The 19946-nt window shown below is 71.4% G+C and carries 20 protein-coding genes and 1 tRNA gene; 10 read left to right on the top strand and 11 right to left on the bottom strand.

The window, feature by feature from the left end; all coding sequences use genetic code 11:
• Nucleotides 1–291 precede the first annotated feature (291 nt).
• The 4 genes from FQY64_RS07585 to FQY64_RS07570 all read right to left on the bottom strand — a co-directional run bounded on the left by FQY64_RS07585 (nt 292) and on the right by FQY64_RS07570 (nt 3263).
• Entirely contained in the window at nt 292–1719 is a 1428-nt protein-coding gene (locus FQY64_RS07585) for a M28 family peptidase (protein WP_146473509.1), read from the bottom strand.
• 102 nt (nt 1720–1821) lie between these two features.
• A complete protein-coding gene (gene mscL / locus FQY64_RS07580) occupies nt 1822–2250 on the bottom strand; it encodes a large-conductance mechanosensitive channel protein MscL (RefSeq protein WP_146473507.1) in 429 nt (142 codons plus the stop codon).
• Nucleotides 2251–2266: 16 nt separating this feature from the next.
• Nucleotides 2267–2974 carry a fumarylacetoacetate hydrolase family protein gene (locus tag FQY64_RS07575; protein WP_146473505.1) on the bottom strand — a complete coding sequence of 236 codons (708 nt, stop codon included), beginning with the start codon at nt 2972–2974 and terminating at the stop codon, nt 2267–2269.
• Between the two features lies 1 nt (nt 2975).
• On the bottom strand, nt 2976–3263 hold the full coding sequence (locus FQY64_RS07570; protein WP_146473503.1) for a hypothetical protein: 288 nt from the start codon (nt 3261–3263) through the stop codon (nt 2976–2978).
• 57 nt (nt 3264–3320) lie between these two features.
• Here FQY64_RS07570 and FQY64_RS07565 point away from each other — a divergent pair, with 57 nt between their 5' ends.
• Nucleotides 3321–3707: a Rieske (2Fe-2S) protein gene (locus FQY64_RS07565; protein WP_146473501.1), complete on the top strand. Its 387-nt coding sequence runs from the start codon at nt 3321–3323 to the stop codon at nt 3705–3707.
• Nucleotides 3708–3965: 258 nt separating this feature from the next.
• On the opposite strand, the gene FQY64_RS07555 is transcribed toward FQY64_RS07565, so the two are convergent.
• The 4 genes from FQY64_RS07555 to thiS all read right to left on the bottom strand — a co-directional run bounded on the left by FQY64_RS07555 (nt 3966) and on the right by thiS (nt 7871).
• Nucleotides 3966–5804 (bottom strand): SLC13 family permease, encoded by a 1839-nt coding sequence (locus FQY64_RS07555; protein WP_146473499.1) that lies wholly within the window; start codon nt 5802–5804, stop codon nt 3966–3968.
• A gap of 118 nt (nt 5805–5922) precedes the next feature.
• A complete protein-coding gene (gene trmB / locus FQY64_RS07550) occupies nt 5923–6678 on the bottom strand; it encodes a tRNA (guanosine(46)-N7)-methyltransferase TrmB (RefSeq protein ID WP_146473497.1) in 756 nt (251 codons plus the stop codon).
• A gap of 127 nt (nt 6679–6805) precedes the next feature.
• A complete protein-coding gene (locus tag FQY64_RS07545; RefSeq protein WP_146473495.1) occupies nt 6806–7603 on the bottom strand; it encodes a thiazole synthase in 798 nt (265 codons plus the stop codon).
• 67 nt (nt 7604–7670) lie between these two features.
• Entirely contained in the window at nt 7671–7871 is a 201-nt protein-coding gene (thiS, locus tag FQY64_RS07540; RefSeq protein ID WP_146473493.1) for a sulfur carrier protein ThiS, read from the bottom strand.
• A gap of 144 nt (nt 7872–8015) precedes the next feature.
• Between thiS and FQY64_RS07535 the strand changes: the two genes are divergently transcribed.
• The 6 genes from FQY64_RS07535 to FQY64_RS07510 all read left to right on the top strand — a co-directional run bounded on the left by FQY64_RS07535 (nt 8016) and on the right by FQY64_RS07510 (nt 13851).
• Nucleotides 8016–9842, top strand: a complete 1827-nt coding sequence (locus tag FQY64_RS07535; protein WP_186760889.1) for an autotransporter domain-containing protein — start codon at nt 8016–8018, stop codon at nt 9840–9842.
• A 77-nt stretch (nt 9843–9919) separates the two neighbouring features.
• Nucleotides 9920–9993, top strand: a tRNA-Gly gene (locus FQY64_RS07530).
• A gap of 94 nt (nt 9994–10087) precedes the next feature.
• Complete coding sequence (locus FQY64_RS07525; protein ID WP_146473489.1) at nt 10088–10564, top strand: ATP-dependent zinc protease family protein; 477 nt, start codon at nt 10088–10090, stop codon at nt 10562–10564.
• A complete protein-coding gene (gene rimK / locus FQY64_RS07520) occupies nt 10539–11423 on the top strand; it encodes a 30S ribosomal protein S6--L-glutamate ligase (protein WP_146473487.1) in 885 nt (294 codons plus the stop codon). Before FQY64_RS07525 ends, rimK begins: the two co-directional genes overlap by 26 nt.
• A gap of 378 nt (nt 11424–11801) precedes the next feature.
• Nucleotides 11802–12482, top strand: a complete 681-nt coding sequence (locus FQY64_RS07515; RefSeq protein WP_146473485.1) for a response regulator transcription factor — start codon at nt 11802–11804, stop codon at nt 12480–12482.
• Complete coding sequence (locus FQY64_RS07510) at nt 12442–13851, top strand: sensor histidine kinase (protein WP_146473483.1); 1410 nt, start codon at nt 12442–12444, stop codon at nt 13849–13851. The genes FQY64_RS07515 and FQY64_RS07510 overlap by 41 nt, the downstream gene beginning before the upstream one ends.
• A 639-nt stretch (nt 13852–14490) precedes the next feature.
• Here FQY64_RS07510 and FQY64_RS07500 read toward each other — a convergent pair.
• The 3 genes from FQY64_RS07500 to metF form a co-directional block, all read right to left on the bottom strand.
• Nucleotides 14491–15411 carry a branched-chain amino acid transaminase gene (locus tag FQY64_RS07500; RefSeq protein ID WP_146473481.1) on the bottom strand — a complete coding sequence of 307 codons (921 nt, stop codon included), beginning with the start codon at nt 15409–15411 and terminating at the stop codon, nt 14491–14493.
• Between the two features lie 96 nt (nt 15412–15507).
• Nucleotides 15508–16035 carry a hypothetical protein gene (locus FQY64_RS07495; RefSeq protein WP_146473479.1) on the bottom strand — a complete coding sequence of 176 codons (528 nt, stop codon included), beginning with the start codon at nt 16033–16035 and terminating at the stop codon, nt 15508–15510.
• A gap of 72 nt (nt 16036–16107) precedes the next feature.
• On the bottom strand, nt 16108–16932 hold the full coding sequence (gene metF / locus FQY64_RS07490) for a methylenetetrahydrofolate reductase [NAD(P)H] (protein ID WP_146473477.1): 825 nt from the start codon (nt 16930–16932) through the stop codon (nt 16108–16110).
• 252 nt (nt 16933–17184) lie between these two features.
• Between metF and FQY64_RS07485 the strand changes: the two genes are divergently transcribed.
• From FQY64_RS07485 to FQY64_RS07475, 3 genes are all read left to right on the top strand, one after another.
• Nucleotides 17185–18102, top strand: coding sequence for an alpha/beta fold hydrolase (locus tag FQY64_RS07485; RefSeq protein WP_146473475.1), 918 nt, complete (start codon nt 17185–17187; stop codon nt 18100–18102).
• 78 nt (nt 18103–18180) lie between these two features.
• Nucleotides 18181–19221, top strand: coding sequence for a sensor histidine kinase (locus FQY64_RS07480; RefSeq protein ID WP_146473473.1), 1041 nt, complete (start codon nt 18181–18183; stop codon nt 19219–19221).
• Nucleotides 19218–19940 carry a LytR/AlgR family response regulator transcription factor gene (locus FQY64_RS07475; RefSeq protein WP_146473472.1) on the top strand — a complete coding sequence of 241 codons (723 nt, stop codon included), beginning with the start codon at nt 19218–19220 and terminating at the stop codon, nt 19938–19940. Before FQY64_RS07480 ends, FQY64_RS07475 begins: the two co-directional genes overlap by 4 nt.
• The last annotated feature ends 6 nt before the right edge of the window (nt 19941–19946 follow it).

Genomic DNA, 19946 nt, shown 5'->3' with positions numbered 1-19946 from the left:
CACCATCCCCACCCCGGCCCTCCCTTGAAGGGGAGGGAGAAAGACGCGCCGCGCCGGCGACCCCGGTCGTCGGTAGCCCGGGCAAGGGCGAAGCCCGCACCCGGGTGCGAAAGGCCGACTACCGGAAGCCCTCCCCTTCAAGGGGAGGGTTTGGGAGGGGATGGTGTTGGAGCGGGCTACGGAACGAACACCACCTCCACCCCGGCCCTCCCCTTGAAGGGGAGGGAGAAAGGCGCGCTCGCGTCGGCGACGTCGGTAGCCCTGTTCTGGAGCCGCTGCCGCTTGGACCGGCTACTTCGCGCCCGCCTCATCGGAGGCCAGCTTCGGCGCGCTGCCGAAGTCCCCCTCCGCCGACGCCGCCAGATACGCGAACACCGCATACGCCGCCAAGTTCTGCGCCAGCGCCCGGGGGTCGATCTTGTCGAGCGTGTCGTCGGCGGTGTGGTGGTAATCGAAGTAGTCGGTGCCGTCCTGCGCCAGCCGCGCCCACGCCAGCCCCTTCTCGGCGAACGGGCTGATGTCCGGACCCGGCCCGCCGGTGCCGGGCGCATGCGCGATGCCCAGCGGCGCGAGCGCCTCGGCGATGCGCTTCTCCGCCGCTTTCGCATGCTCGGGCGCCGAGGTCGAGAAGGCGTACACGCGGCCGGCGCCGAAGTCGCTCTCGGCGGCGATCTGGTGCCGCGTCAGCGCCTGCTCGTGCGCGGCGGCGTAGGCCTTGCCGCCCCACAGGCCCTGCTCCTCGTTGGCGAAGGCGACCACGCGGATGCTGCGCGCCGGGCGCTCGCGCCGGCTCATCTCGCCGATCAGCTTGCCGGCGGCCATGGTGATGGCGACGCCGGCGGCGTCGTCGATCGCGCCGGTGCCCTGGTCCCACGAATCGAGATGGCCGCCGATCAGCACCACCTCGTCCGGCCGGCTGCGTCCGCGGATCTCGCCGATCACGTTGTAAGAGGTCGCCTGGCCGGTCCAGCCGCAGTCCAGCGCCATCCGCACGCGGACCGGTCCGCGCGCGAGCAGGCGCGCGAGCTGGTCGGCGTCCGGCGCGGCCAGCGCGGCCGACGGGATCGGGGTCAGCCCCTCGTCGAAGCGGGTGATGCCGGTGTGCGGAAAGCGGTGCGAATCGGTGCCGGCCGAGCGCATCAGGAAGCCCGCCGCGCCCTTGCGGATCGCCGCCGACGGGCCGCGGCTGCGCAGGCGCGAGCCCTGGCCGTAGCCGGCGCCGTCCTTCGCGCGGGCCATGCGGTAGTCGACGAACGCGATCCGGCCGGCCAGCGAACCGTCCGGCGCCGCCTCCAGCGAAGCGAGGTCGGCAAAGCGCACGATCTCCGCTTCCACCGTGCCGCCGGGACTGCCGCCGAGGGCCGCGATCGCCAGCGGCTGCGCGGCGCTGCCGAGCACTTCGGCGCGCTCGCTGCGGCGTTCCCACTTCGGGAACGTCACCGGCTCCTTCCACACGCGGTCGAAGCCCAGCTCGCGGAACTTCGCCTCCGCCCACGCCACCGCCCGCGCGTCGGCCTCGCTGCCGGCCAGGCGCGGACCGACCTCGGTGGTCAACGACTCGGTGATGCGCCAGGCCAGATCGCTCTGCAGGGCGCGTTCGCGCAACGTGGCCGCGGTCGCCATCGCGCCGTCGGGAATGCGCGTCTCGCGCGACGCGGCGAGGGCGGAAGCGGTGAACAGGCACGCGGCCGTGACGGCCGCCCACAACGTTGCGCGCATCCGCGAACCCCCTCGGTGGAAAGCGGGCAGGGTAGCAACGGCGCGCGCGCGCCGGGCATGACGCAAGTCATGGTCGCCGCGCGGGTTTTCGTCCGCAGCCGCTCAGGGCTTTTGCGGCTCGCGTTGCGCCCTGAGCAGATCGCGGATCTCGCGCAGCAGCACGATGTCCTCGGCGGGTTTCGGCGGCTCCGCCGCAGCCGGCTGGCGCAGGCGGTTGTAGGCGCGCAGGAACAGGAAGATCACCGCGGCGATCAGCACGAAGTCGATCGCCGACTGCAGCACCGCGCCGTAGCGCAGCGCGACTTCGGCGGCGACTTCCCTGCCGGCCGCGTCGAGTCGTGCCGGCCTGAGCACCACCTTCCAGTCCTCGACGCGGACCCCGCCGCCGAGCACGGCGATCGTCGGCATGATCAGGCCATCGACCAGACTGCTGACGATCCGTCCGAAGGCGGCGCCGATCACCACGCCGACCGCCAGATCGACGACGTTGCCGCGGGCGATGAAGGCCTTGAACTCGTCGAGCAGCTTCATGGGTGCGCGCCTGCGCTCAGGCGTCCAGGATGCGCCCGCGCAGCGCGACGATGCCGTCGAGGAAGGCCTCGAAGCGGTCGCCCGGCTGCAGCGGACCGACGCCCGCCGGCGTGCCCATGAACACCAGATCGCCGGCGCGCAACGCGAACAGCTTCGACAGCTCGTGCAGGATTTCCGGCACGCTCCAGATCAGATCGCGCAGTTCGCCGTGCTGCCGCGTCTGCCCGTTGACCTGCAGCAGCAGGGCGCGCGATTCCAGGCCGGTCACCTGCGCGGCCGGCACGATCTCGCTGATCGGCGCGGAATGATCGAACGCCTTGCCGGTGTCCCACGGCAGGCCCTTCGCCTTCGCCGCCGACTGCAGATCGCGGCGCGTCAGATCCAGTCCGAGCGCATAGCCGAAGACCAGCGACGGCGCGTTCTCGACCGCCAGCACGCCGCTCGGCGCGTCGCGGCCGAGCGCGACCACCAGTTCGATCTCGTGATGCAGCTCGCGCGTGCCGCGCGGGTAGGGCACGGCGCCGTCGGTGACCACCGCGTCGGCGGGCTTGCAGAAGAACACCGGCGTGCCGCGTTCGGCGGGCGAGGCGGGCGCGGTGGCGCCCATCTCGCGCGCGTGTTCGGCGAAATTGCGGCCGACGCAGTAGATGCGGCGCACGGGGAACGTGCCTCCGCCGCGCACCGGCACCCGGGGCGTCGGCGTGGCCTCGATCACGTCCGCCATGTCAGCGCCGGCGGTCGAGCGCCGGAGCGCCCACGATGCGGTATTCGGCCTCGACCACGCGCGCGTCGCGGACGCGCTCCGTCCGCGTGCGCCGCTGGCGCCACAGCCGGTAGCCGAGACCGGCGCCGATCATCGCCGCACCCAGCACCACGCTGAACATCACCAGCAGCGCCAGCACGCCCACCCCCACCAGCCCGACCGCGAAGCGCAGCAGCGGATTGCGCGGCTTGCGCGGCGTGAAGCCGTGACGGAAGCGGAGGCTGTCGAAGCGGAACGCGTGGGCGGCCATGTCGTACGTCTGACACAATGCGGCGGCATCGCCGGGCAGGTGAGTATCGGACCACGCATGACCGAGGGTGTGAGAACTTCGTTAAACGCGGACGGCGCGCCGTTGGCGACGCTGGACCGTTTCGGCGAGGACGGCTTCGCCGAGGTCGAGGCGGTGGTGGACGGCGATGCCGAGTCGCTGATCCTGTATCGCGACGGCGACCGCGTGCGCGCGTGGTTCAACGTCTGCCCGCACGCCGGGCGCCGCCTCGACTGGGCGCCCGGCCGTTTCCTGCGCAGCCGCGACGGTCACCTGGTCTGCGCCGCCCACGGCGCCGCGTTCGAGCTTCCCACCGGCGAGTGCGTCGCCGGCCCCTGCCGCGGCCAAGCCCTGCGCGCGGTGCCGGTCGAGGTGCGCGATGGTGCGGTGTGGCTGGTGAGGGACGGATTCGGGATGGGGGGTTAGGGGAGGCGGGATCCGCGGCCCGAACCCGCTGCCCACCCTCGCGCGTGGTGAGCCTGTCGAACCACGGGCCGCCCGACATTCCTTCCGGATCACCAGCCACGCCCTTCGACAGGCTCAGGCCGAGCGGGCGTCAGCGCAGCGAGATACCCCCGGAAGCGCGATCCCCAATTCCCAATTCCCAATTCCCAATTCCCGATTCCCGAGTCCCGACTCCCGATTCCCGATTCCCGATTCCCGATTCCCGATTCCCGACCCGCGTCAGAACAGCAGATTGACCATCGCCACCGCCACCAGCAGGTACAGCAGCGACAGCGGGGCGCCGACGCGCCACAAGGTCTGCGTGGTGTAGCCGGCGGGGCCGGTGATCATCGCGATCACCGGGTTGGAGGCGGTCATGAAGTTGTTCGACGCCGACAGCGCGACGATCAGCGCGAACGCGGTGGGATTGCCGCCGGCGGCGAGCGCCAGGTTGATCGCCAGCGGCACCATCACGATGGTCGCGCCGACATGGCTGATCACCAGCGAGAACGCGGTCGTCAGCAGGCCGAGCAGCAGGCCGAGCAGCCACGGCGGCGTGCCCTCGGGCAACTGCTCCAGGGTATGGCCGGCGACCCAGGCGGCCGCGCCGCTGGAGTCCATCGCCCAGCCGAGCGGAATCAGGCACGCCATCAGGAACACGGTGCGCCAGTTGATCGCGGCATAGGCCTCGTCGATGTTGAGCACGCCGGCGATCAGCATGCCGGCCACGCCGGTCATCAGCGCGATCGACACCGGCAGACGCGAGGACAGCGCCAGCAGCATCGAGATGGCGAAGATCACCAGCGCGATCTTCAGCTTGTGCGGACGCTGCTCGCCCTTCGGGTAGTCGGTGACCACGACCAGGTCCTTGCTGGCCGCCGCCTCGGCGAGGTCGGTCCAGATGCTGTGCAGCACCAGCATATCGCCCGAGCGCAGCGGGGTGTTGCGCACGTTGTCGCGCAGCACCTGCTTGTCGCGGTTGATCGCCAGCAGGCTCAGGCCGTACTGCTTGCGCAGTTGCAGGTCGGCCTGGGTCTTGCCGATGAAGCGCGACGTCGGCGGCACCACCGCTTCGGAGATGCCGGCGCGGCTCGGGTTGAACAGGTCGCCGAAATGCCGCAGGCGCGTGCTCAGGCGCAGGAAGTGGTTCTGCGCGAAGTCGTTGACCTGCTCGCGGCTCCCCATCGCGCCGAGCACGCTGCCGACCCAGATGCGCGCGTCGGCGGGAGGCGCCAGGCGCGCCTCGTTGCCGGTCTTCAGCGCCAGCAGCAGCGGCGCCCCGCGCAGCGCCTCGGCCTCGCCGAGCGACATGCCCACCAGCGGGCTGTCGGCGGTGACGGTCAGCTCGTAGACGTCGCCCTCGATGCCGTAGGCCTTGGCGAAGTAGCTCTGCGTGCGCGCCGGCGTCACCCCCTTGCCTTCCTCGTCGCCGAGCTGGCGGTAGCCGAAGAAGCGGAAATACAGCAGCGAGGCGGCCAGCAGCGCCAGGCCGATCGGCAGCGGCGCGAACATCTTCAGCGGCTCGAGCGTGGCCGCGCCCGAGGGCAGGTTGCTGTTGGCGGCGACCAGCAGGTCGTTGAGCAGGATCAGCGGCGAGTTGCCGACCATCGTCAGCCCGCCGCCCATCACGATCGCCGCCGCGATCGGCAGCAGGAAGCGCGGCAGCGGAACGCCGGTGCGCGAGGACAGGCGCGAGGCGACCGGCATGTACAGCGCCATCACCGACGGGTTCTGCATGAAAGAGGAGTTGAGCCCGGCGATGCCGGTGGTCAGCAGCAGCAGCCGCTGCTCCAGCCCCTGCGCACGCCGCAGCAGCCAGCCGGCCAGGCGGTTGAGCGCGCCGGTGCGGTCGAGCCCGGCGCCAAGGATCATGGTGGCGATGATGGCGATCACCGCGTTGCCGGAAAAACCGTTGAACAGCTCCTCCGGCTCCACCAGTCCCGACAGCCCGAGCAGCACCAGCACCACCAGCGCCACCACGTCGGCGCGGATGCGCTCGAACACGAACATCACCATCGTGAAGCCCACCAGCCCGAGCACGAGCTTCATGTCGGTGGTGAGCGTCAGCGCGGTTTCCATCTTCAGCGGGAGTCGGGAATCGGGAGTCGGGAATGGTCAGGACCGCGGCTACGTACGGCGGTGCCGGCATCCTGAGGCGGTTGCGCTCGCGAACCGAACGTGGCGATGCGGCTTCTGCTCACGATTCCCCATTCCCGATTCCCGATTCCCGATTCCCGGCTTTCTCGTAAAGCAGATCCCACACGCCATGCCCCAGCCGCAGGCCGCGCGCCTCGAAGTGGGTCTGCGGGCGCCACTCGGGACGCGGCACGTGGCCGCGCGGGCCGGCGACGTTGCGCAGACCGGGCGTGGCGTCGAGCACGTCCCACATCTGTTCCGCATAGTCCTGCCAATCGGTGGCGAGGTGCAAGCGTCCGCCGGGCCGCAGTTTGCGCACCAGCAGGGCGGCGAATGCGGGCTGGATCAGGCGCCGCTTGTGGTGGCGCTTCTTGTGCCAGGGGTCGGGGAAGTAGATGCGGATCTCGTCGAGCGCGCCGTCGGCGATCTCGCGCTCCAGCACCTCCACGGCGTCGTGGTGGTAGACGCGCACGTGGTCGCTGCCGTCCTCGGCCAGACCGTTGAGCAGACGGCCGACGCCGGGCGCGTGCACCTCGATGCCGAGGTAATCGCGTGCGCGGTCGTTCGCCGCCGCGAAGCGCAGCGCCTCGCCGTTGCCGAAGCCGATCTCCAGCACGCGCGGCGCGTGGCGCCCGAAAACCGCGTCGAAATCGCGCGGCTGCCCGCCGTAGTCGAGGCCGAAGCGCGGCCACAAGGCATCGAACGCGCGCTGCTGCGCCGGCGTGAAGCGGCCCTGGCGCAGCACGAAGCTGCGCACCTTGCGGCGGCCTTCCTCGACGGTGAACGGCTTCGGCGGCAGCTTGCCGATGTCAGTCATGGACAAGCGCCCGTAGGGCGGGTCTTGACCCGCCGGTCGAAAGTCGGCCGGTGGTGGCGGGTCGGGATCCGCCGGTCGAAAGCTTGCCGGCGATGGCGGATCCAGACCCCCCCTGCGACACGCGCGATCACCCGATCAGCCCCTCCACCGGCGAGGAGGCGCTGGCGTAGCGCTTGCGCGGGATGCGGCCGGCCTTGAACGCGGCGCGTCCGGCCTCGACCGCGAGCTTCATCGCGTGCGCCATCAGCACCGGGTCCTTCGCACCGGCGATCGCGGTGTTCATCAGCACGCCGTCGCAGCCGAGCTCCATCGCGATCGAGGCGTCCGAGGCGGTGCCGACGCCGGCGTCGACCAGGATCGGCACCTTCGCGTTCTCGACGATCTCCAGCAGGTTGTAGCGGTTCTGCACGCCGAGACCCGAACCGATCGGCGCCGCCAGCGGCATCACCGCGACGCAGCCGATCTCCTCCAGCCGCTTGGCCAGGATCGGGTCGTCGCTGGTGTAGACCATCACCTGGAAGCCTTCGGCGACCAGCGTCTCGGCGGCCTTCAGCGTCTGCACCACGTCGGGGTAGAGCGTCTTCTGGTCGCCGAGCACCTCGAGCTTCACCAGCGCATGGCCGTCGAGCAGCTCGCGCGCCAGCCGGCAGGTGCGCACCGCGTCCTCGGCGGTGTAGCAGCCGGCCGTGTTCGGTAGGATGGTGTAGCGGTCCGGCGGCAGCACGTCGAGCAGGTTCGGCTCGCCCGGGTTCTGGCCGATGTTGGTGCGGCGGATGGCGACGGTGACGATCTCGGCGCCGGCGGCCTCGGTGGCGCGGCGCGTTTCGTCGAGATCCTTGAACTTGCCGGTGCCGGTCAGCAGCCGCGAGCGGTAGGTCTTGCCCGCGATGATCAGCGGGTCGTCGTGCGGGAAGTCGGTGGTCATCGCGCGATTATCGCACCCGGCCGGCGCGCCGGCCCGATTCGCGGCGGAACGGCGCGCGCGGCGATGCTCACCCTCCACCGAGCGCATGCACGATCTCGACGCGGTCGCCATCGGCGAGCATGTGATGCTCGTGCCGGCCGCGCGGCACGATCTCGCCGTTGACCTCGACGGCGACGCGCCGTGCGGCCAGCCCTTCCGCCTCGAGCAGGGCGCGCACGCTCAGCGCGCCGGGAAACGTGCGGGGTTCGCCATTGAGCAGGATGTCCATGGCGTCATTGTCCCGCCCCGCGCGGTGCCCGGCCAGTCATGACGCATTGCCGCTTGAGTGCGCGGCGACGGCGTGCTTCGATGCGCCGTCCACCGCCGTATGGATGGCGGAGGCCCCCTTCCGGTCGAACTTCAAAAGGACAGCATGAAGACGCTTGCCCGTTCGGCGCTCGCCGCCGCCCTCGCCCTGGCCGCCGCTCCGGCGCTGGCCCAGACCTATTCGCAGACCATCTTCTTCGGCGACAGCCTGACCGACGCCGGCGCGTTCCGGCCCGGCCTGATCCAGGTCGGCGGCCCGACCGCGGCGCTGGTCGGCCGTTTCACCACCAACCCGGGGCTGGTGTGGTCGGAGTACCTCGCCAACTACTACGGCACCGGGGCGACGCCATCGAACCAGGGCGGCACCAACTACGCGGTCGGCGGCGCGCGCGGCGGCGTCAACGGCACCAGCCCGTTCGGGCCGATCCCGTCGGTGTCGGCGCAGGTGAGCGGGTATCTGGCGGCCAACGGCGGCCGCGCCGACCCCAACGCGCTGTACACGGTCTGGAGCGGTGCCAACGACATCTTCGCGGTCGCCGCCGGCGCGCCGGCGCAGACCACGATCGCCACCGCGGTCGGCGCGCACGTCACCGCGGTCGCCTCGCTGCGCAGCGCGGGCGCCCGCTACATCCTGGTGCCGACCGTGCCCGATACCGGCCTGACGCCGTCGGCGCGCGCGCAGGGCCCGGCCGCGCAGGCGGCGCTGACGCAACTGGCCGTCACCTACAACAGCAGCCTGTTCGCCGGGCTCAGCGGCGCCGGGTTGCGCGTGATCCCGCTCAACACCTTCTCGCTGTTCCAGGAAGTGGTCGCCAATCCGGGCGCCTACGGGTTCGCCAACATCACCGGCACCGCCTGTCAGCCGCAGATCACCGCCAATTCGCTGACCTGCACCCCGAACACGCTGGTGAGCCCCGGTGCCGCCGACAGCTACCTGTTCGCCGACGGCGTGCATCCGACCTCGCGCGCGCACCAGCTTCTGTCCGAGTTCGCGGTGTCGGTGCTGGAAGCGCCGCGCCAGGTCGCGGTGCTGCCGTACAGCGCGAAGGTGGTCGGGCGCTCGCGCGCCGACCGCGTCTCCGAACACGCCGATCTGGCGGCCGATGCGGAAGGCGAGGGCATGCGCTGGTGGGTGGACGCGCGTGGCGATTCGCTGCGCTACGACACCGGTATCGGCTTCGACGGCGTGGCGCCGGGCCTTACCGGCGGCGTCGACTGGACGCGCGGCGGCATGGTCTACGGCGTGTTCGGCGGCATCGGCCGCAGCTACGTCGATTTCGGCGAGCGCCGCGGCGATTTCGAGCAGCTCGACGGCACGCTCGGCGGCTTCTTCGCCTGGCGCGGCGAATCGGTATGGCTGAACGCGCAGGCCAGCTACACCTGGTTGCGCTACGACGTCGACCGCGAGATCTGGCTCGGCCCGTCCAAGCGCAGCCACGAGGGCTCGCCGGACGGCCGCAACCTCACGGTGGGGGTGAACGCCGGCTTCGAGTTCGGCGACGAGGGCTTCCGTCACGGCCCGGTGGTGGGCGTGCTGGCGCAGCGCATCGAGGTCGACGGCTTCGCCGAGAGCGATCCGGCGCTGTCCACCTCGCTGGCCTACCCCGATCAGGAGTACGACTCGCTGATCGGCCGCGTCGGCTGGCGCGCGCGCCTTACCGGCGGCGGGCACCTGCAGCCGTACGCCCAGCTCACCTACGAGCGCGAGTTCGAGGACGAGCAGGACGAGGCGTTCGCCCGCGTGCAGTCGCTGCCGGCCACCGGCGAGTACGCGGTGCCGGGCCTGCGCTTCGACGACAGCTACGGGATGCTGCTGCTCGGCGCGCGCACGCAGGCGTTCGGGCTCGACGCCAACGTCGGCGTCAGCGCGACCGTGGGGCACGAAGGCGGCAACGACGCGACCGTGTTCGCCACCGTCGGGGCCCGCTTCTGAGCCTTGCCGGATGCGCCGGCGGGCGCATCCGGCGCGCGTTGCGCCTTGCGGCCGGCGCCGCGTAGACTTCGGCGCACGCGGGTGTAGTTCAATGGTAGAACCTCAGCTTCCCAAGCTGATGACGTGGGTTCGATTCCCATCACCCGCTCCAGACCGCGACGGCGGCGTTCCCCGGAACGCCGCCGTTTTTCATCCGCTGCCGCACCGCCGTCCGGCACGCTGGCCAGGGTTCGTCGGAGAATGCGATGGCCAAACGGATCACGCTCGGCTGGCGGGAATGGGTGGCGCTGCCGGCGTTCGGCATCGAGGCGGTGCGCGCCAAGATCGACACCGGCGCCCGCAGTTCGGCGCTGCACGTGGACGACCATTGGCGCTTCACCGAGCGCGGCGCGCCGTGGGTCGGCTTCCGCCTGCGCTGCGGCGCGCACGACCTGCGCGTGGTGGAGGCCTGCGCGCCGGTGATCGACGAGCGCGACGTGGTGGATTCCGGCGGGCGCTGCACGCGCCGGGTGTTCGTGCGCACCACGCTCGTGCTCGCCGGCTGCGCGCGCGAGGTCGAGGTCAATCTCACCACGCGTCACGGCATGCTGTTCCCGATGCTGGTCGGCCGCACGGCGATCTCGCGCGCCTTCACGGTCGATCCGTCACGCTCCTTCCTGCACGGCCGCCAACCGCCCGCGTCGCCTGCGATCGCCGATGAAACTCGCCATCCTCTCGCGTAACGGCAAGCTCTATTCGACCCGCCGGCTGGTGGAGGCGGCGCGCGCGCGCGGGCACAGCGCGCGCGTGCTCGACCCGCTGCGCTGCTACATGCGCATCGCCGAAGGGCAGTTCGAGATGCACTACAAGGGCCGCGAGATCGACGGCTACCACGCGGTGATACCGCGCGTGGGCGCGTCGATCACCCGCTACGGCACCGCGGTGGTGCGCCAGTTCGAACTGATGGGCACCTTCACGCCGAACGGCTCGGATGCCATCCTGCGCGCGCGCGACAAGCTGCGCTGCCACCAGATGCTGGCCGCCGACGGCATCGGCATGCCGGTGACGGTGTTCGGCGACAACCCGGACGACACCCAGGACCTGCTGTCGATGCTGGGCCCACCGCCGCACGTGATCAAACTCAACGAAGGCACCCAGGGCGCGGGCGTGCTGCTGGCGGAGAAGCTGTCGGCCTCGCGCGGCGTGATCGAGGCGCTGCGCGGGTTGTACGCGGACTTCCTGGTGCAGGAGTTCATCGCCGAGGCGAAGGGCGCGGACCTGCGCTGCTTCGTGGTCGGCGGGCGGGTGATCGCGGCCATGCGGCGGCAGGCGCCGAAGGGCGATTTCCGGTCGAATCTGCACCGCGGCGGCATCGCCCGGCCGGTGCGTCCGAGCGAGGCGGAGCAGGAGGTCGCGGCGCGCGCGGCGGAAGTGGTCGGGCTCGGCGTGGCGGGCGTGGATCTGATCCGCTCCGCGCGCGGGCCGCTGGTGCTGGAGGTGAACGCCTCGCCCGGGCTGGAAGGCATCGAGCAGGCGACCGGGGTGGACGTGGCCGGGGCCATCGTCGAGTACATCGAGGCGCGGGTCCGCGAGGGGGGCTGAACCCGGCCGTCGAGCCGACGGGCGGCAACTGCTTGGCCGGCAGGCACTTACGGCGGTTTTCACTATTTTTTAACGAAAACCTAACGAAGCGGTTAACGACCGTTTAATCGCCCCGGGGGTAGCGTACCCCTACCGCAGCTTGCTTCCGCCTTCCGGTCCGGTTCCTCCTCGACCGGCCGGCGTCGGGTCGGCGCAGGTTACGGTATCGGGGCAACACCCTTCTTGGCCCAGGCGCGGCGGCCCCGCGTCTGGGCCCTTTCTTTTGGGGCCGCCGCGCGCATGCATCGGGCGACGGCCGGGGCTGGCACAATCGTGGCCCGCCATGGAACCGCGCCGCGCCGGCCGGGTCGAAGTGCGTGGTTCCCACAGGACGACTCAATGCGAATCCTCGTCATCGAAGACAACCAGGACATCGCCGCCAACCTCGGCGACTTCCTCGAAGACCGCGGCCACACCGTGGACTTCGCCGCCGACGGCATCACCGGGCTGCATCTGGCGGTGGTCAACGACTTCGACGCGATCGTGCTCGACCTCAACCTGCCCGGCCTCGACGGCCTGGAGGTCTGCCGCAAGCTGCGCAACGAGGCGCGCAAGCAGACCCCGGTGCTGATGCTGACCGCGCGCGATTCGCTGGAGAACAAGCTGGCCGGGTTCGATTCCGGCGCCGACGACTACCTGATCAAGCCGTTCGCGCTGCAGGAGGTCGAAGTGCGCCTCAACGCGCTGGCGCGCCGCGGCCGCGGCGTGCAGACGCGGGTGCTGAGCGTGGGCGATCTGGAATACAACCTCGACACGCTGGAAGTGCGCCGGCAGGGCAAGCTGCTGCAGCTCAATCCGACCGCGCTGAAGATCCTGCAGGCGCTGATGGAGGCCTCGCCCGCGGTGGTGACCCGGCAGGACCTCGAAACCCGCGTCTGGGGCGAGGAGCTGCCGGATTCGGACAGCCTGCGCGTGCACATCCACGGCCTGCGCGCGGTGGTCGACAAGCCGTTCGACGTGCCGCTGATCCAGACCCGACATGGCATCGGTTACCGCATCGCCGCGCCCGACAACGCCTGAGCAGGTGAGCGCCGCGGCCGCCTCCCGTCGCCGGCCCCGGCGCACGCGCTACCGCCGGCGGCTGCGCAGCCGGCTCATCCTGGCGTTCGCGCTGCTCGGCTTCAGCCTCACGCTGTTGCTGGCGTACTCGGCCAACTGGGTACGCAACCGCGTCGAGGACGAACTCGTCCTGGACGTGATGAACCGCAACATCTCGCTCTACCAGCAGCGCTACTTCCGTAGCGAGGGACGCCAGCGCGATCTGCCGGTCGAACAGATGCGGGCGTTCGTGTTCACGCCGGACAAGTTCGAGCAACTGCGGGTGGAGGAGCCGGACTGGTACGAGCTGCCGGACGGCATCCACTCGCTGTCGGGCACCAATGCGGACGGCTCGCCGTTCTCCTACCGGCTGGCGGTACGCAAGACGCCGGACGCCTGGTTCTTCCTGGCCTACGACATGACCCAGGCGACGCGCGGCGAGCAGCGCTTCTACCGCGCGTTGGTCGTGGTGGTGGTGGTGTTCACCGCGCTGTCGCTGCTGATCGGCTGGTGGTCGGCCTCGCGGGTGATGAGCCCGGTATCGGAGCTGGCGCAGCGGCTTCGCCGCTCGGGGCGGACCGCGGAGCCGGAGGCGCTGGCCGCCGGTTTCGCCGACGACGAGGTCGGCGAGCTGGCCAAGGCGCTCGACGATTACGCCGCGCGCCTGACCCAGGTGGTGCAGCGCGACCGCGAGTTCAATGCCGACGTCAGCCACGAGCTGCGCACGCCGCTGGCGGTGATCAAGGGCGCGGTCGAGCTGTTGCTGGCCAAGCCGGATCTCGACGAGAAGACGCGCGGCCGGTTGCTTCGCATCCAGCGCGCCGAGCAGCAGTGCACCGATCTCATCAGCGCGTTGCTGCTGCTGTCGCGCAGCGAGCGCGGGCACGGCGCCACCGACGTGGCGCGGGTGGCCGAGCAACTGCTCGACGCCCATCGCGCGCAGCTCGGCGGCAAACCGGTGGAGCTGCGCATCGAGGGCGAGCGTGGCCTGATCGCCGATGCGCCGGAAGCGGCGGTGACGGTCGCGCTCAACAACCTGATCGGCAATGCGGTGAAGTACACGCAGGAGGGCAGCGTGGTCGTGCGCCTGCATCCGCATGCGGTCGAGGTGATCGACTCCGGGCCCGGCCTGAGCGAGGAGGACGCCAAGCGCCTGTTCGAGCGCGGCTACCGCGGCACCCATGCGGGCCATTCGCAGGGCGGCGGCATCGGGCTGTCGATCGTGCGCCGGCTGTGCGAGTTGTACGGCTGGGACGTGCGCGTGCGGCCGGGCCCCGAGCGCGGGGTGGTGGCGATGCTTCGGTTCGCACCGCCGAGCGGCGCGCCGGTGAGTGCGCAGCGCGGGCAGTAGGCGCGGTCATCGCGGCGAAGGCCGCGGTCTATTTGTCGGCCGGGCGTCGTGTCACCGGGAAATGGGCCCCGGCTTTCGGCGGGGCGACGGTGGCAGCGTTGGGCTTCGCCTGCGGCTCAGCCCAACCTACGCCACTGAGGCGCCTGTGCCGTCATCGCGGCGAAGGCCGCGATCCATTTGTCGGCCGGGCGTCGTGTCACCGGAAATGGGCCCCGGCTTTCGGCGGGGCGACGGGAGCTTGCGGCGTCACGCATTCGCGCCGTCATCGCGGCGAAGGCCGCGATCCATTTGTCGGCCGGGCGTCGTGTCACCGGGAAATGGGCCCCGGCTTTCGCCGGGGCGACGGGGGCAGCGTTGGGCTTCGCCTGCGGCTCAGCCCAACCTACGCCACTGAGGCGCCTGTGCCGTCATCGCGGCGAAGGCCGCGATCCATTTGTCGGCCGGGCGTCGTGTCACCGGGAAATGGGCCCCGGCTTTCGGCGGGGCGACGGTGGCAGCGTTGGGCTTCGCCTGCGGCTCAGCCCAACCTACGCCACGCTCGCCCCGATTCCCGATTCCCGATTCCCGATTCCCGATTCCCGATTCCCGATTCCCCGTTCCCCGTTCCCCGTTCCCCGTTCCCCGTTCCCCGTTCCCCGCTCAGCCCACGTACTCGAGCCAGCCGTAGCGATCGGGCGTGCGGCCATCGAACAGGCCGAAGAACAGCTCCTGCATGCGCCGCGTCAGCGGGCCGGGCTTGCCGGTGCCGACCGGGCGGCCGTCGACCGAGCGGATGGGGGTGATCTCCGCCGCGGTGCCGCACATGAACAGCTCGTCGCACAGGTACAGGTATTCGCGCGGGATGTCGCGTTCGATCACCGGGATGCCGGCATCGCGCGCCAGCGTCATCAGCGTGTTGCGGGTGATGCCGTTGAGCAGTGCGGCGCTGACCGGCGTGGTGTGCAGCGCGCCGTCGAACACGAGGAACAGGTTCTCGCCGGCGCCTTCGCTGAGCAGGCCGGTGGAGGCCAGCGCGATGCCTTCGCCGAAACCGAGCCGGCGCGCCTCGCGCGCGACGAGCTGGCCGGACAGGTAATTGCCGCCGGCCTTGGCGCCGGCCGGGATGGTGTTGGGCGCGAAGCGCTGCCAGCTCGAGACGCAGGCGTCGATGCCTTCCTCGAGCACGCCGTCGCCGAGATAGGCGCCCATCTTCCACGCCGCCACCGCGACGTCGGTCGGCGTCTCGGCCGACAGCCCGAAGCCGCCGAGGCCGCGGTAGGCGAGCGGTCGCAGGTAGGCGCGGGTCAGGCCGTTGGCCTTGATCACCTCGCGGCAGGCGGCGTTGATCTGCTCCAGCGAATAGGGCATCGCCATCTCGTAGATCTTCGCCGAGGCGAACAGGCGCCGATTGTGGTCGGTGAGGCGGAAGATCGCCGGGCCGTTGGGGGTCTCGTAGCTGCGGATGCCCTCGAACACCGAGGAGCCGTAGTGCAGCGCATGCGACATGACGTGCGTGGTGGCTTCGGCCCACGGCTTGATGCGGCCGTTGTGCCAGATCCAATCCGGGTATTGCATCGTCATGCGCGCGTCTCGAAGGGAACCGCCGCCAAGTGTACCGGCTGCTCCCGCGCGCCTGCCCGGGACGGATGGCCTATGGACGCCCGGCGCGTACCCTCGTCAGAGCCGGATCCACCAGCAGCCCAGCCGCTTGTGCAGACCGAGCACGGTGCTGGCGACGCTGCTGCCGTCGCGGCCGACCTGCTGCAGGCGCAGGGCCACCGGCGGCCGGCGCGCGGTGGTGAGGAACTGGCCGTCGTCCGGCGTGGCGCTGTCGGGCGCGATCGCGGAGATGCCGATCAGCGGGCGCTCGGCGAGCGCGGCCAGGCGTTCGGCAATGCGATAGCCGCGGTCGCCGTCGACGCCGTCCCAGTCGTAGAGACGCACGAGCCCGTCCGGGTTGCCGTTGTCGATGGCGCTGGTGATCTCGAACGCGAGATCGCGCACGGTGCGCGCGCAGGTCCAGGTGGCGCGGGCGGTGGCGGGGCGGGCGGGCGCGCGGTATTCGGTGCCGCCGACCGCCTCGCAACTGCGGTCGGTGTAGATGGCTTCGCCGGACGGCCCCTGGCAGCGTCGCACCTGCGCTTCGGCGCGACCGCCGGCGGCCAGCAGAAGGACGGCGAACAGGAGCGGCGTGAGCCGGCGCATGGCCGACAAGGTAGCGGCCGGTCGGCGATGCGCCCAGCCCGCGCCCATGCGGCGTTCAGCGCCGGGCGGGCGTCAGGCCAGGCGGTCGAGCACGCTCAGGGTCGGGCGCGACAGGTTGAGGGTGTAGAAGTGCAGCCCCGGCGCGCCGCCCTCGATCAGCCGGCGGCACAGGTGCGCGACCGCGTCGGCGGCGAACTCGCGGATGCTGTGGACGTCGTCGCCGAACGCCTGCATGCGCTGCGCCATCCAGCGCGGGATCTCGGCGCCGCACAGCTCGGAGAAGCGGCGGATCTGGCTGAAGTTGGCGATCGGCATCACGCCCGGCACGACCGGGATGTCGACCCCGCGCGCGCGCAGGTCGTCGATGAAGCGGAAGTAGGCGTCGGCGTTGTAGAAGTACTGCGTGATCGCGCCGTTGGCCCCGGCGCGCACCTTGCGCACGAAGTGGTCCAGATCGCTGAGCGCATCGCGCGCCTGCGGATGCGTCTCCGGATAGGCCGCCACTTCGATGTGGAAGTGCTCGCCGGTCTCCTCGCGGATGAAGCTCACCAGTTCCTCGGCGTAACGCAGCTCGCCGGCCTTGACCATGCCGGAGGGCAGGTCGCCGCGCAGCGCCACGAGCCGGCGCGCGCCGAGCGCGCGGTACAGCTTGAGCAGGCTGCGGATCTCCTCGCGCGAACCGCCCATGCAGGTGATGTGCGGCGCGGCCTGGAAGCCGTGCTCGCTGTGCAGGCGCTGCACCGCCTCGGGCGTGTGGCTGAGCGTCGAGCCGCCGGCGCCGAAGGTGACGCTGACGTACTCGGGCGCCTTCGCCTTCAGCCGGGCCGCCGTCTTGTCCAGTTGCGCGCGCTGCTCGTCGGTCTTGGGCGGATAGAACTCGAAGCTGATGGGGACCATGAGACCGGCCGGGTGCGGGGTGCCGGCAGTCTATCGCTTCATCGCGATGGAAGGAATCAGCGCGGGTTCGGGATCGGGATTCGAGAGGTCCGCGGGCGGGCTGCGCGACGCGGAAGACGGCGCTCTCCGGACGGCGCGAGCGGCGTCCGCGACCGCTCATGGACGCGCGCGGCCGCTCGTCATCTTTTCCGCCCGGCGTGCGCGGACGGCGGCCACGCTGGCGCCACCTTCCACACGCCAACGGAGTTCGCCATGAAGCGCCTGCTGTCCCGCAGCCCCCGTGTCCTGATCGCCGCCGCCGCCCTGCTGCTCGCCGGGGCCGCCGCCGGGCCCGCCGCCGCGCGCGGCAAGGGCAAGGTCGAACAGTTCCAGGGCCTGGCGGTCGAAGTGATCGGCAGCGGCCGGCCGGTGCTGATGATCCCGGGCCTCAACAGCCACGGCGACACCTGGCGCGAGACCTGCGCCGCGCTGCAGCCTGCGCGCGTGCAGTGCCACATCGTCACCCTGCCGGGCTTCGCCGGCCAGCCGGCGGTCGAGACCGGCGCGTTCCTGCCGGCGATGCGCGACCGCCTGCTGGCCTACGTCGCCGGCAAACGCCTGAAGCGGCCGGTGCTGATGGGCCACAGCCTTGGCGGCGTGCTGGCGCTGCAGATGGCGGCGGCCCGGCCCGATGTGGCCGAGCGCCTGATCATCGTGGATGCGCTGCCGTTCCTGCCGGCGGCGCAGAACCCGGCGGCGACCGTCGACAACGTGCGGCCGATGGCCGAGCAGATGCGCCAGGGCATGGAGGCCAGCGACGATGCCACCTTCCGCGCCCGCGCCGCAGCGGCGATCCGGAACATGGCGCACGATGCGCAGCGCACCGAGCAGATCAGGGCCTGGGGCGCGGCCAGCGACCGCCGCACCACCACCCAGGCGATGTTCGAGCTGATGACCACCGACCTGCGCGGCGAGGTCGCGAGGATCCGCGTGCCGACGCTGGTGCTCGGCGCCTGGGCCGGCTTCAAGCCGTACGGCGCCACCAAGGAATCGACCGCGGCGATCTTCAAGGCGCAGTTCGCGAAACTGGACGGCGTGCGGATCGAGATGAGCGAGGCCGGCTACCACTTCCTGATGTGGGACGACCCGCAGTGGCTGGTGGCGCAGGTGCGCGACTTCATCGCCGAGTGAGCGTCGGCGCGGAGGCCCTCCCGCGGGAGGGCCTTCGTCGTGCACGGACCACGCTAATCTTCGACGAGGGGAGGACACATGGACCACGCGCCGTCGCGCCGCTTCGCCTGGATCAATGCGGCCGTCTGGTCGCTGTACGGCGCGTTCAACCTGTGGATGGGCGCGGCGTTCGTCGGCCTGACTTCGGGCATCGTGCTCGTTTCGGCGCTGCTCGCGGTGTTCGACGCACTGGCGAGCGCCACGCTGCGCGCGCTGGTGCTGCGGCGCGGCTGGCTCGACCGCGAGCCGGGCGCGCTGGTGGCGAAACTGTTGCTGGCGGTGCCGCTGGCGGCGCTCGCGGTGCAGGTCGCCGTCGCCGCGGTGGTCGCGCCGGCCAGCGCGCTCGGCTGGATCGAGATGCCGGGCGGCCGCGCCGACTACCGGCTCGGTTCCGCGCTCACCTACTGGGCCAACACCGCGATCGTGCTCGGCCTGTGGACCGCCGGCTGGGTCGGCGCACGCGCGCTGCAGCGCGCACGCCAGAGCCGGCTGGCGCAGGCGCGCGCCGAGGCCGAGCGCCACGCGATGGAGCTGGAAGCGCTGCGCGCGCGCCTCAACCCGCACTTCGTGTTCAACGCGCTCAACAACCTGCGCGCGCTGATCCTCGAGGACCCGCAGCGTGCGCGCGAGCTGGTCACGCGGCTGTCCAGCACGCTGCGTCACGCGCTCGAATACAGCCAGGGCGAGGCCACCACGCTGGCCGAGGAGCTGGCGGTGGTGGAGGACTACCTGGCGGTGGAGGCCGTGCATTACGAGCAGCGCCTGCGCGTCGAGCGCGCGATCGACCCCGCCGCACTCGACGCGCGCGTGCCGCCGATGGCGGTGCAGTTGCTGGTCGAGAACGCGATCAAGCACGGCATCGCGCGCACGCCCGGCGGCGGGGCGCTGCACCTGCGCGCCGGATGCGAAGGCGGCCGCCTGTCGCTTGAAGTACGCAATCCGGGCCGGCTCGGCGGCGGCAGCGATGGCGCGGGCGTCGGCCTGCGCTACCTGCGCCGGCGGCTGGAGCCCCACGGCGGCCGCATCGTGCTCGAACAGGAGGGCGGGGACGTGGTCGCCCGCATGGAGATTCCGCAATGACGCTGCGCGTGCTGCTCGTCGACGACACCCGGCTGGCGCGTCAGGAGCTGCGCACGCTGCTGGCCGCGCACCGCGACGTCGAGATCGTCGGCGAGGCCGACGACGTGCCGGCGGCGACGCGGGCGATCGAAGCGCTGCAGCCGGACCTGGTGCTGCTCGACATCCAGATGCCGTCCGGCACCGGCTTCGACGTGCTCGATGCGCTCGAACGGGCGCCGGCGGTGGTGTTCACCACCGCGTACGACCACTACGCCGTGCGCGCATTCGAGGCCAGCGCGCTCGACTACCTGGTCAAGCCGGTGGACCCGCAGCGGCTGGCCGCCGCGCTCGACCGCGCCCGTGCGCGGCGGGCGCAGACGCATGCGCCGGAATCGCGCGGCGTGCTGGGCGCCGACGACCAGGTGTTCCTGCGCGACGGCGAACGCTGCTGGTTCGTGACGCTGGCCGAGATCAGCCGCATCGACGTCGACGGCAACTACGCCAGCGTCCGCTTCCGCGGCGAGCGCGCGATGCTCACCCGCAGCCTGAGCGCGCTGGAGTCGCGCCTGGATCCGGCGCTGTTCTTCCGCGCCAACCGCAACACCCTGGTCAACCTGCGCCACATCAGGGCGGTCGAGCTGAACGTCGGCGACGGCTACGACCTCACGCTCAAGGACGGCAGCACGGTGGAGGTCTCGCGCCGCCAGGCGCGCGAGCTGCGCGAGCGCCTCGCGCTGTAGGAGCGG

Origin of the sequence: Vulcaniibacterium thermophilum (assembly GCF_007923255.1) — a bacterium.
Taxonomy (GTDB): Bacteria; Pseudomonadota; Gammaproteobacteria; order Xanthomonadales; family Xanthomonadaceae; genus Lysobacter_F; species Lysobacter_F thermophilum.
The sequence above is the reverse complement of the archived record's forward strand: the minus strand, read 5'-3'. Positions and strand labels throughout refer to the sequence as shown.

What these genes read in the sequence shown, in the direction of transcription:
- FQY64_RS07585 (WP_146473509.1), bottom strand. Translation starts at nt 1,719, where the DNA reads ATGCGCGCAACGTTGTGGGCGGCCGTCACGGCCGCGTGCCTGTTCACC.
- mscL (WP_146473507.1), bottom strand. Translation starts at nt 2,250, where the DNA reads ATGAAGCTGCTCGACGAGTTCAAGGCCTTCATCGCCCGCGGCAACGTC.
- FQY64_RS07575 (WP_146473505.1), bottom strand. Translation starts at nt 2,974, where the DNA reads ATGGCGGACGTGATCGAGGCCACGCCGACGCCCCGGGTGCCGGTGCGC.
- FQY64_RS07570 (WP_146473503.1), bottom strand. Translation starts at nt 3,263, where the DNA reads ATGGCCGCCCACGCGTTCCGCTTCGACAGCCTCCGCTTCCGTCACGGC.
- FQY64_RS07565 (WP_146473501.1), top strand. Translation starts at nt 3,321, where the DNA reads ATGACCGAGGGTGTGAGAACTTCGTTAAACGCGGACGGCGCGCCGTTG.
- FQY64_RS07555 (WP_146473499.1), bottom strand. Translation starts at nt 5,804, where the DNA reads ATGGAAACCGCGCTGACGCTCACCACCGACATGAAGCTCGTGCTCGGG.
- trmB (WP_146473497.1), bottom strand. Translation starts at nt 6,678, where the DNA reads ATGACTGACATCGGCAAGCTGCCGCCGAAGCCGTTCACCGTCGAGGAA.
- FQY64_RS07545 (WP_146473495.1), bottom strand. Translation starts at nt 7,603, where the DNA reads ATGACCACCGACTTCCCGCACGACGACCCGCTGATCATCGCGGGCAAG.
- thiS (WP_146473493.1), bottom strand. Translation starts at nt 7,871, where the DNA reads ATGGACATCCTGCTCAATGGCGAACCCCGCACGTTTCCCGGCGCGCTG.
- FQY64_RS07535 (WP_186760889.1), top strand. Translation starts at nt 8,016, where the DNA reads ATGAAGACGCTTGCCCGTTCGGCGCTCGCCGCCGCCCTCGCCCTGGCC.
- FQY64_RS07525 (WP_146473489.1), top strand. Translation starts at nt 10,088, where the DNA reads ATGGCCAAACGGATCACGCTCGGCTGGCGGGAATGGGTGGCGCTGCCG.
- rimK (WP_146473487.1), top strand. Translation starts at nt 10,539, where the DNA reads ATGAAACTCGCCATCCTCTCGCGTAACGGCAAGCTCTATTCGACCCGC.
- FQY64_RS07515 (WP_146473485.1), top strand. Translation starts at nt 11,802, where the DNA reads ATGCGAATCCTCGTCATCGAAGACAACCAGGACATCGCCGCCAACCTC.
- FQY64_RS07510 (WP_146473483.1), top strand. Translation starts at nt 12,442, where the DNA reads ATGGCATCGGTTACCGCATCGCCGCGCCCGACAACGCCTGAGCAGGTG.
- FQY64_RS07500 (WP_146473481.1), bottom strand. Translation starts at nt 15,411, where the DNA reads ATGACGATGCAATACCCGGATTGGATCTGGCACAACGGCCGCATCAAG.
- FQY64_RS07495 (WP_146473479.1), bottom strand. Translation starts at nt 16,035, where the DNA reads ATGCGCCGGCTCACGCCGCTCCTGTTCGCCGTCCTTCTGCTGGCCGCC.
- metF (WP_146473477.1), bottom strand. Translation starts at nt 16,932, where the DNA reads ATGGTCCCCATCAGCTTCGAGTTCTATCCGCCCAAGACCGACGAGCAG.
- FQY64_RS07485 (WP_146473475.1), top strand. Translation starts at nt 17,185, where the DNA reads ATGAAGCGCCTGCTGTCCCGCAGCCCCCGTGTCCTGATCGCCGCCGCC.
- FQY64_RS07480 (WP_146473473.1), top strand. Translation starts at nt 18,181, where the DNA reads ATGGACCACGCGCCGTCGCGCCGCTTCGCCTGGATCAATGCGGCCGTC.
- FQY64_RS07475 (WP_146473472.1), top strand. Translation starts at nt 19,218, where the DNA reads ATGACGCTGCGCGTGCTGCTCGTCGACGACACCCGGCTGGCGCGTCAG.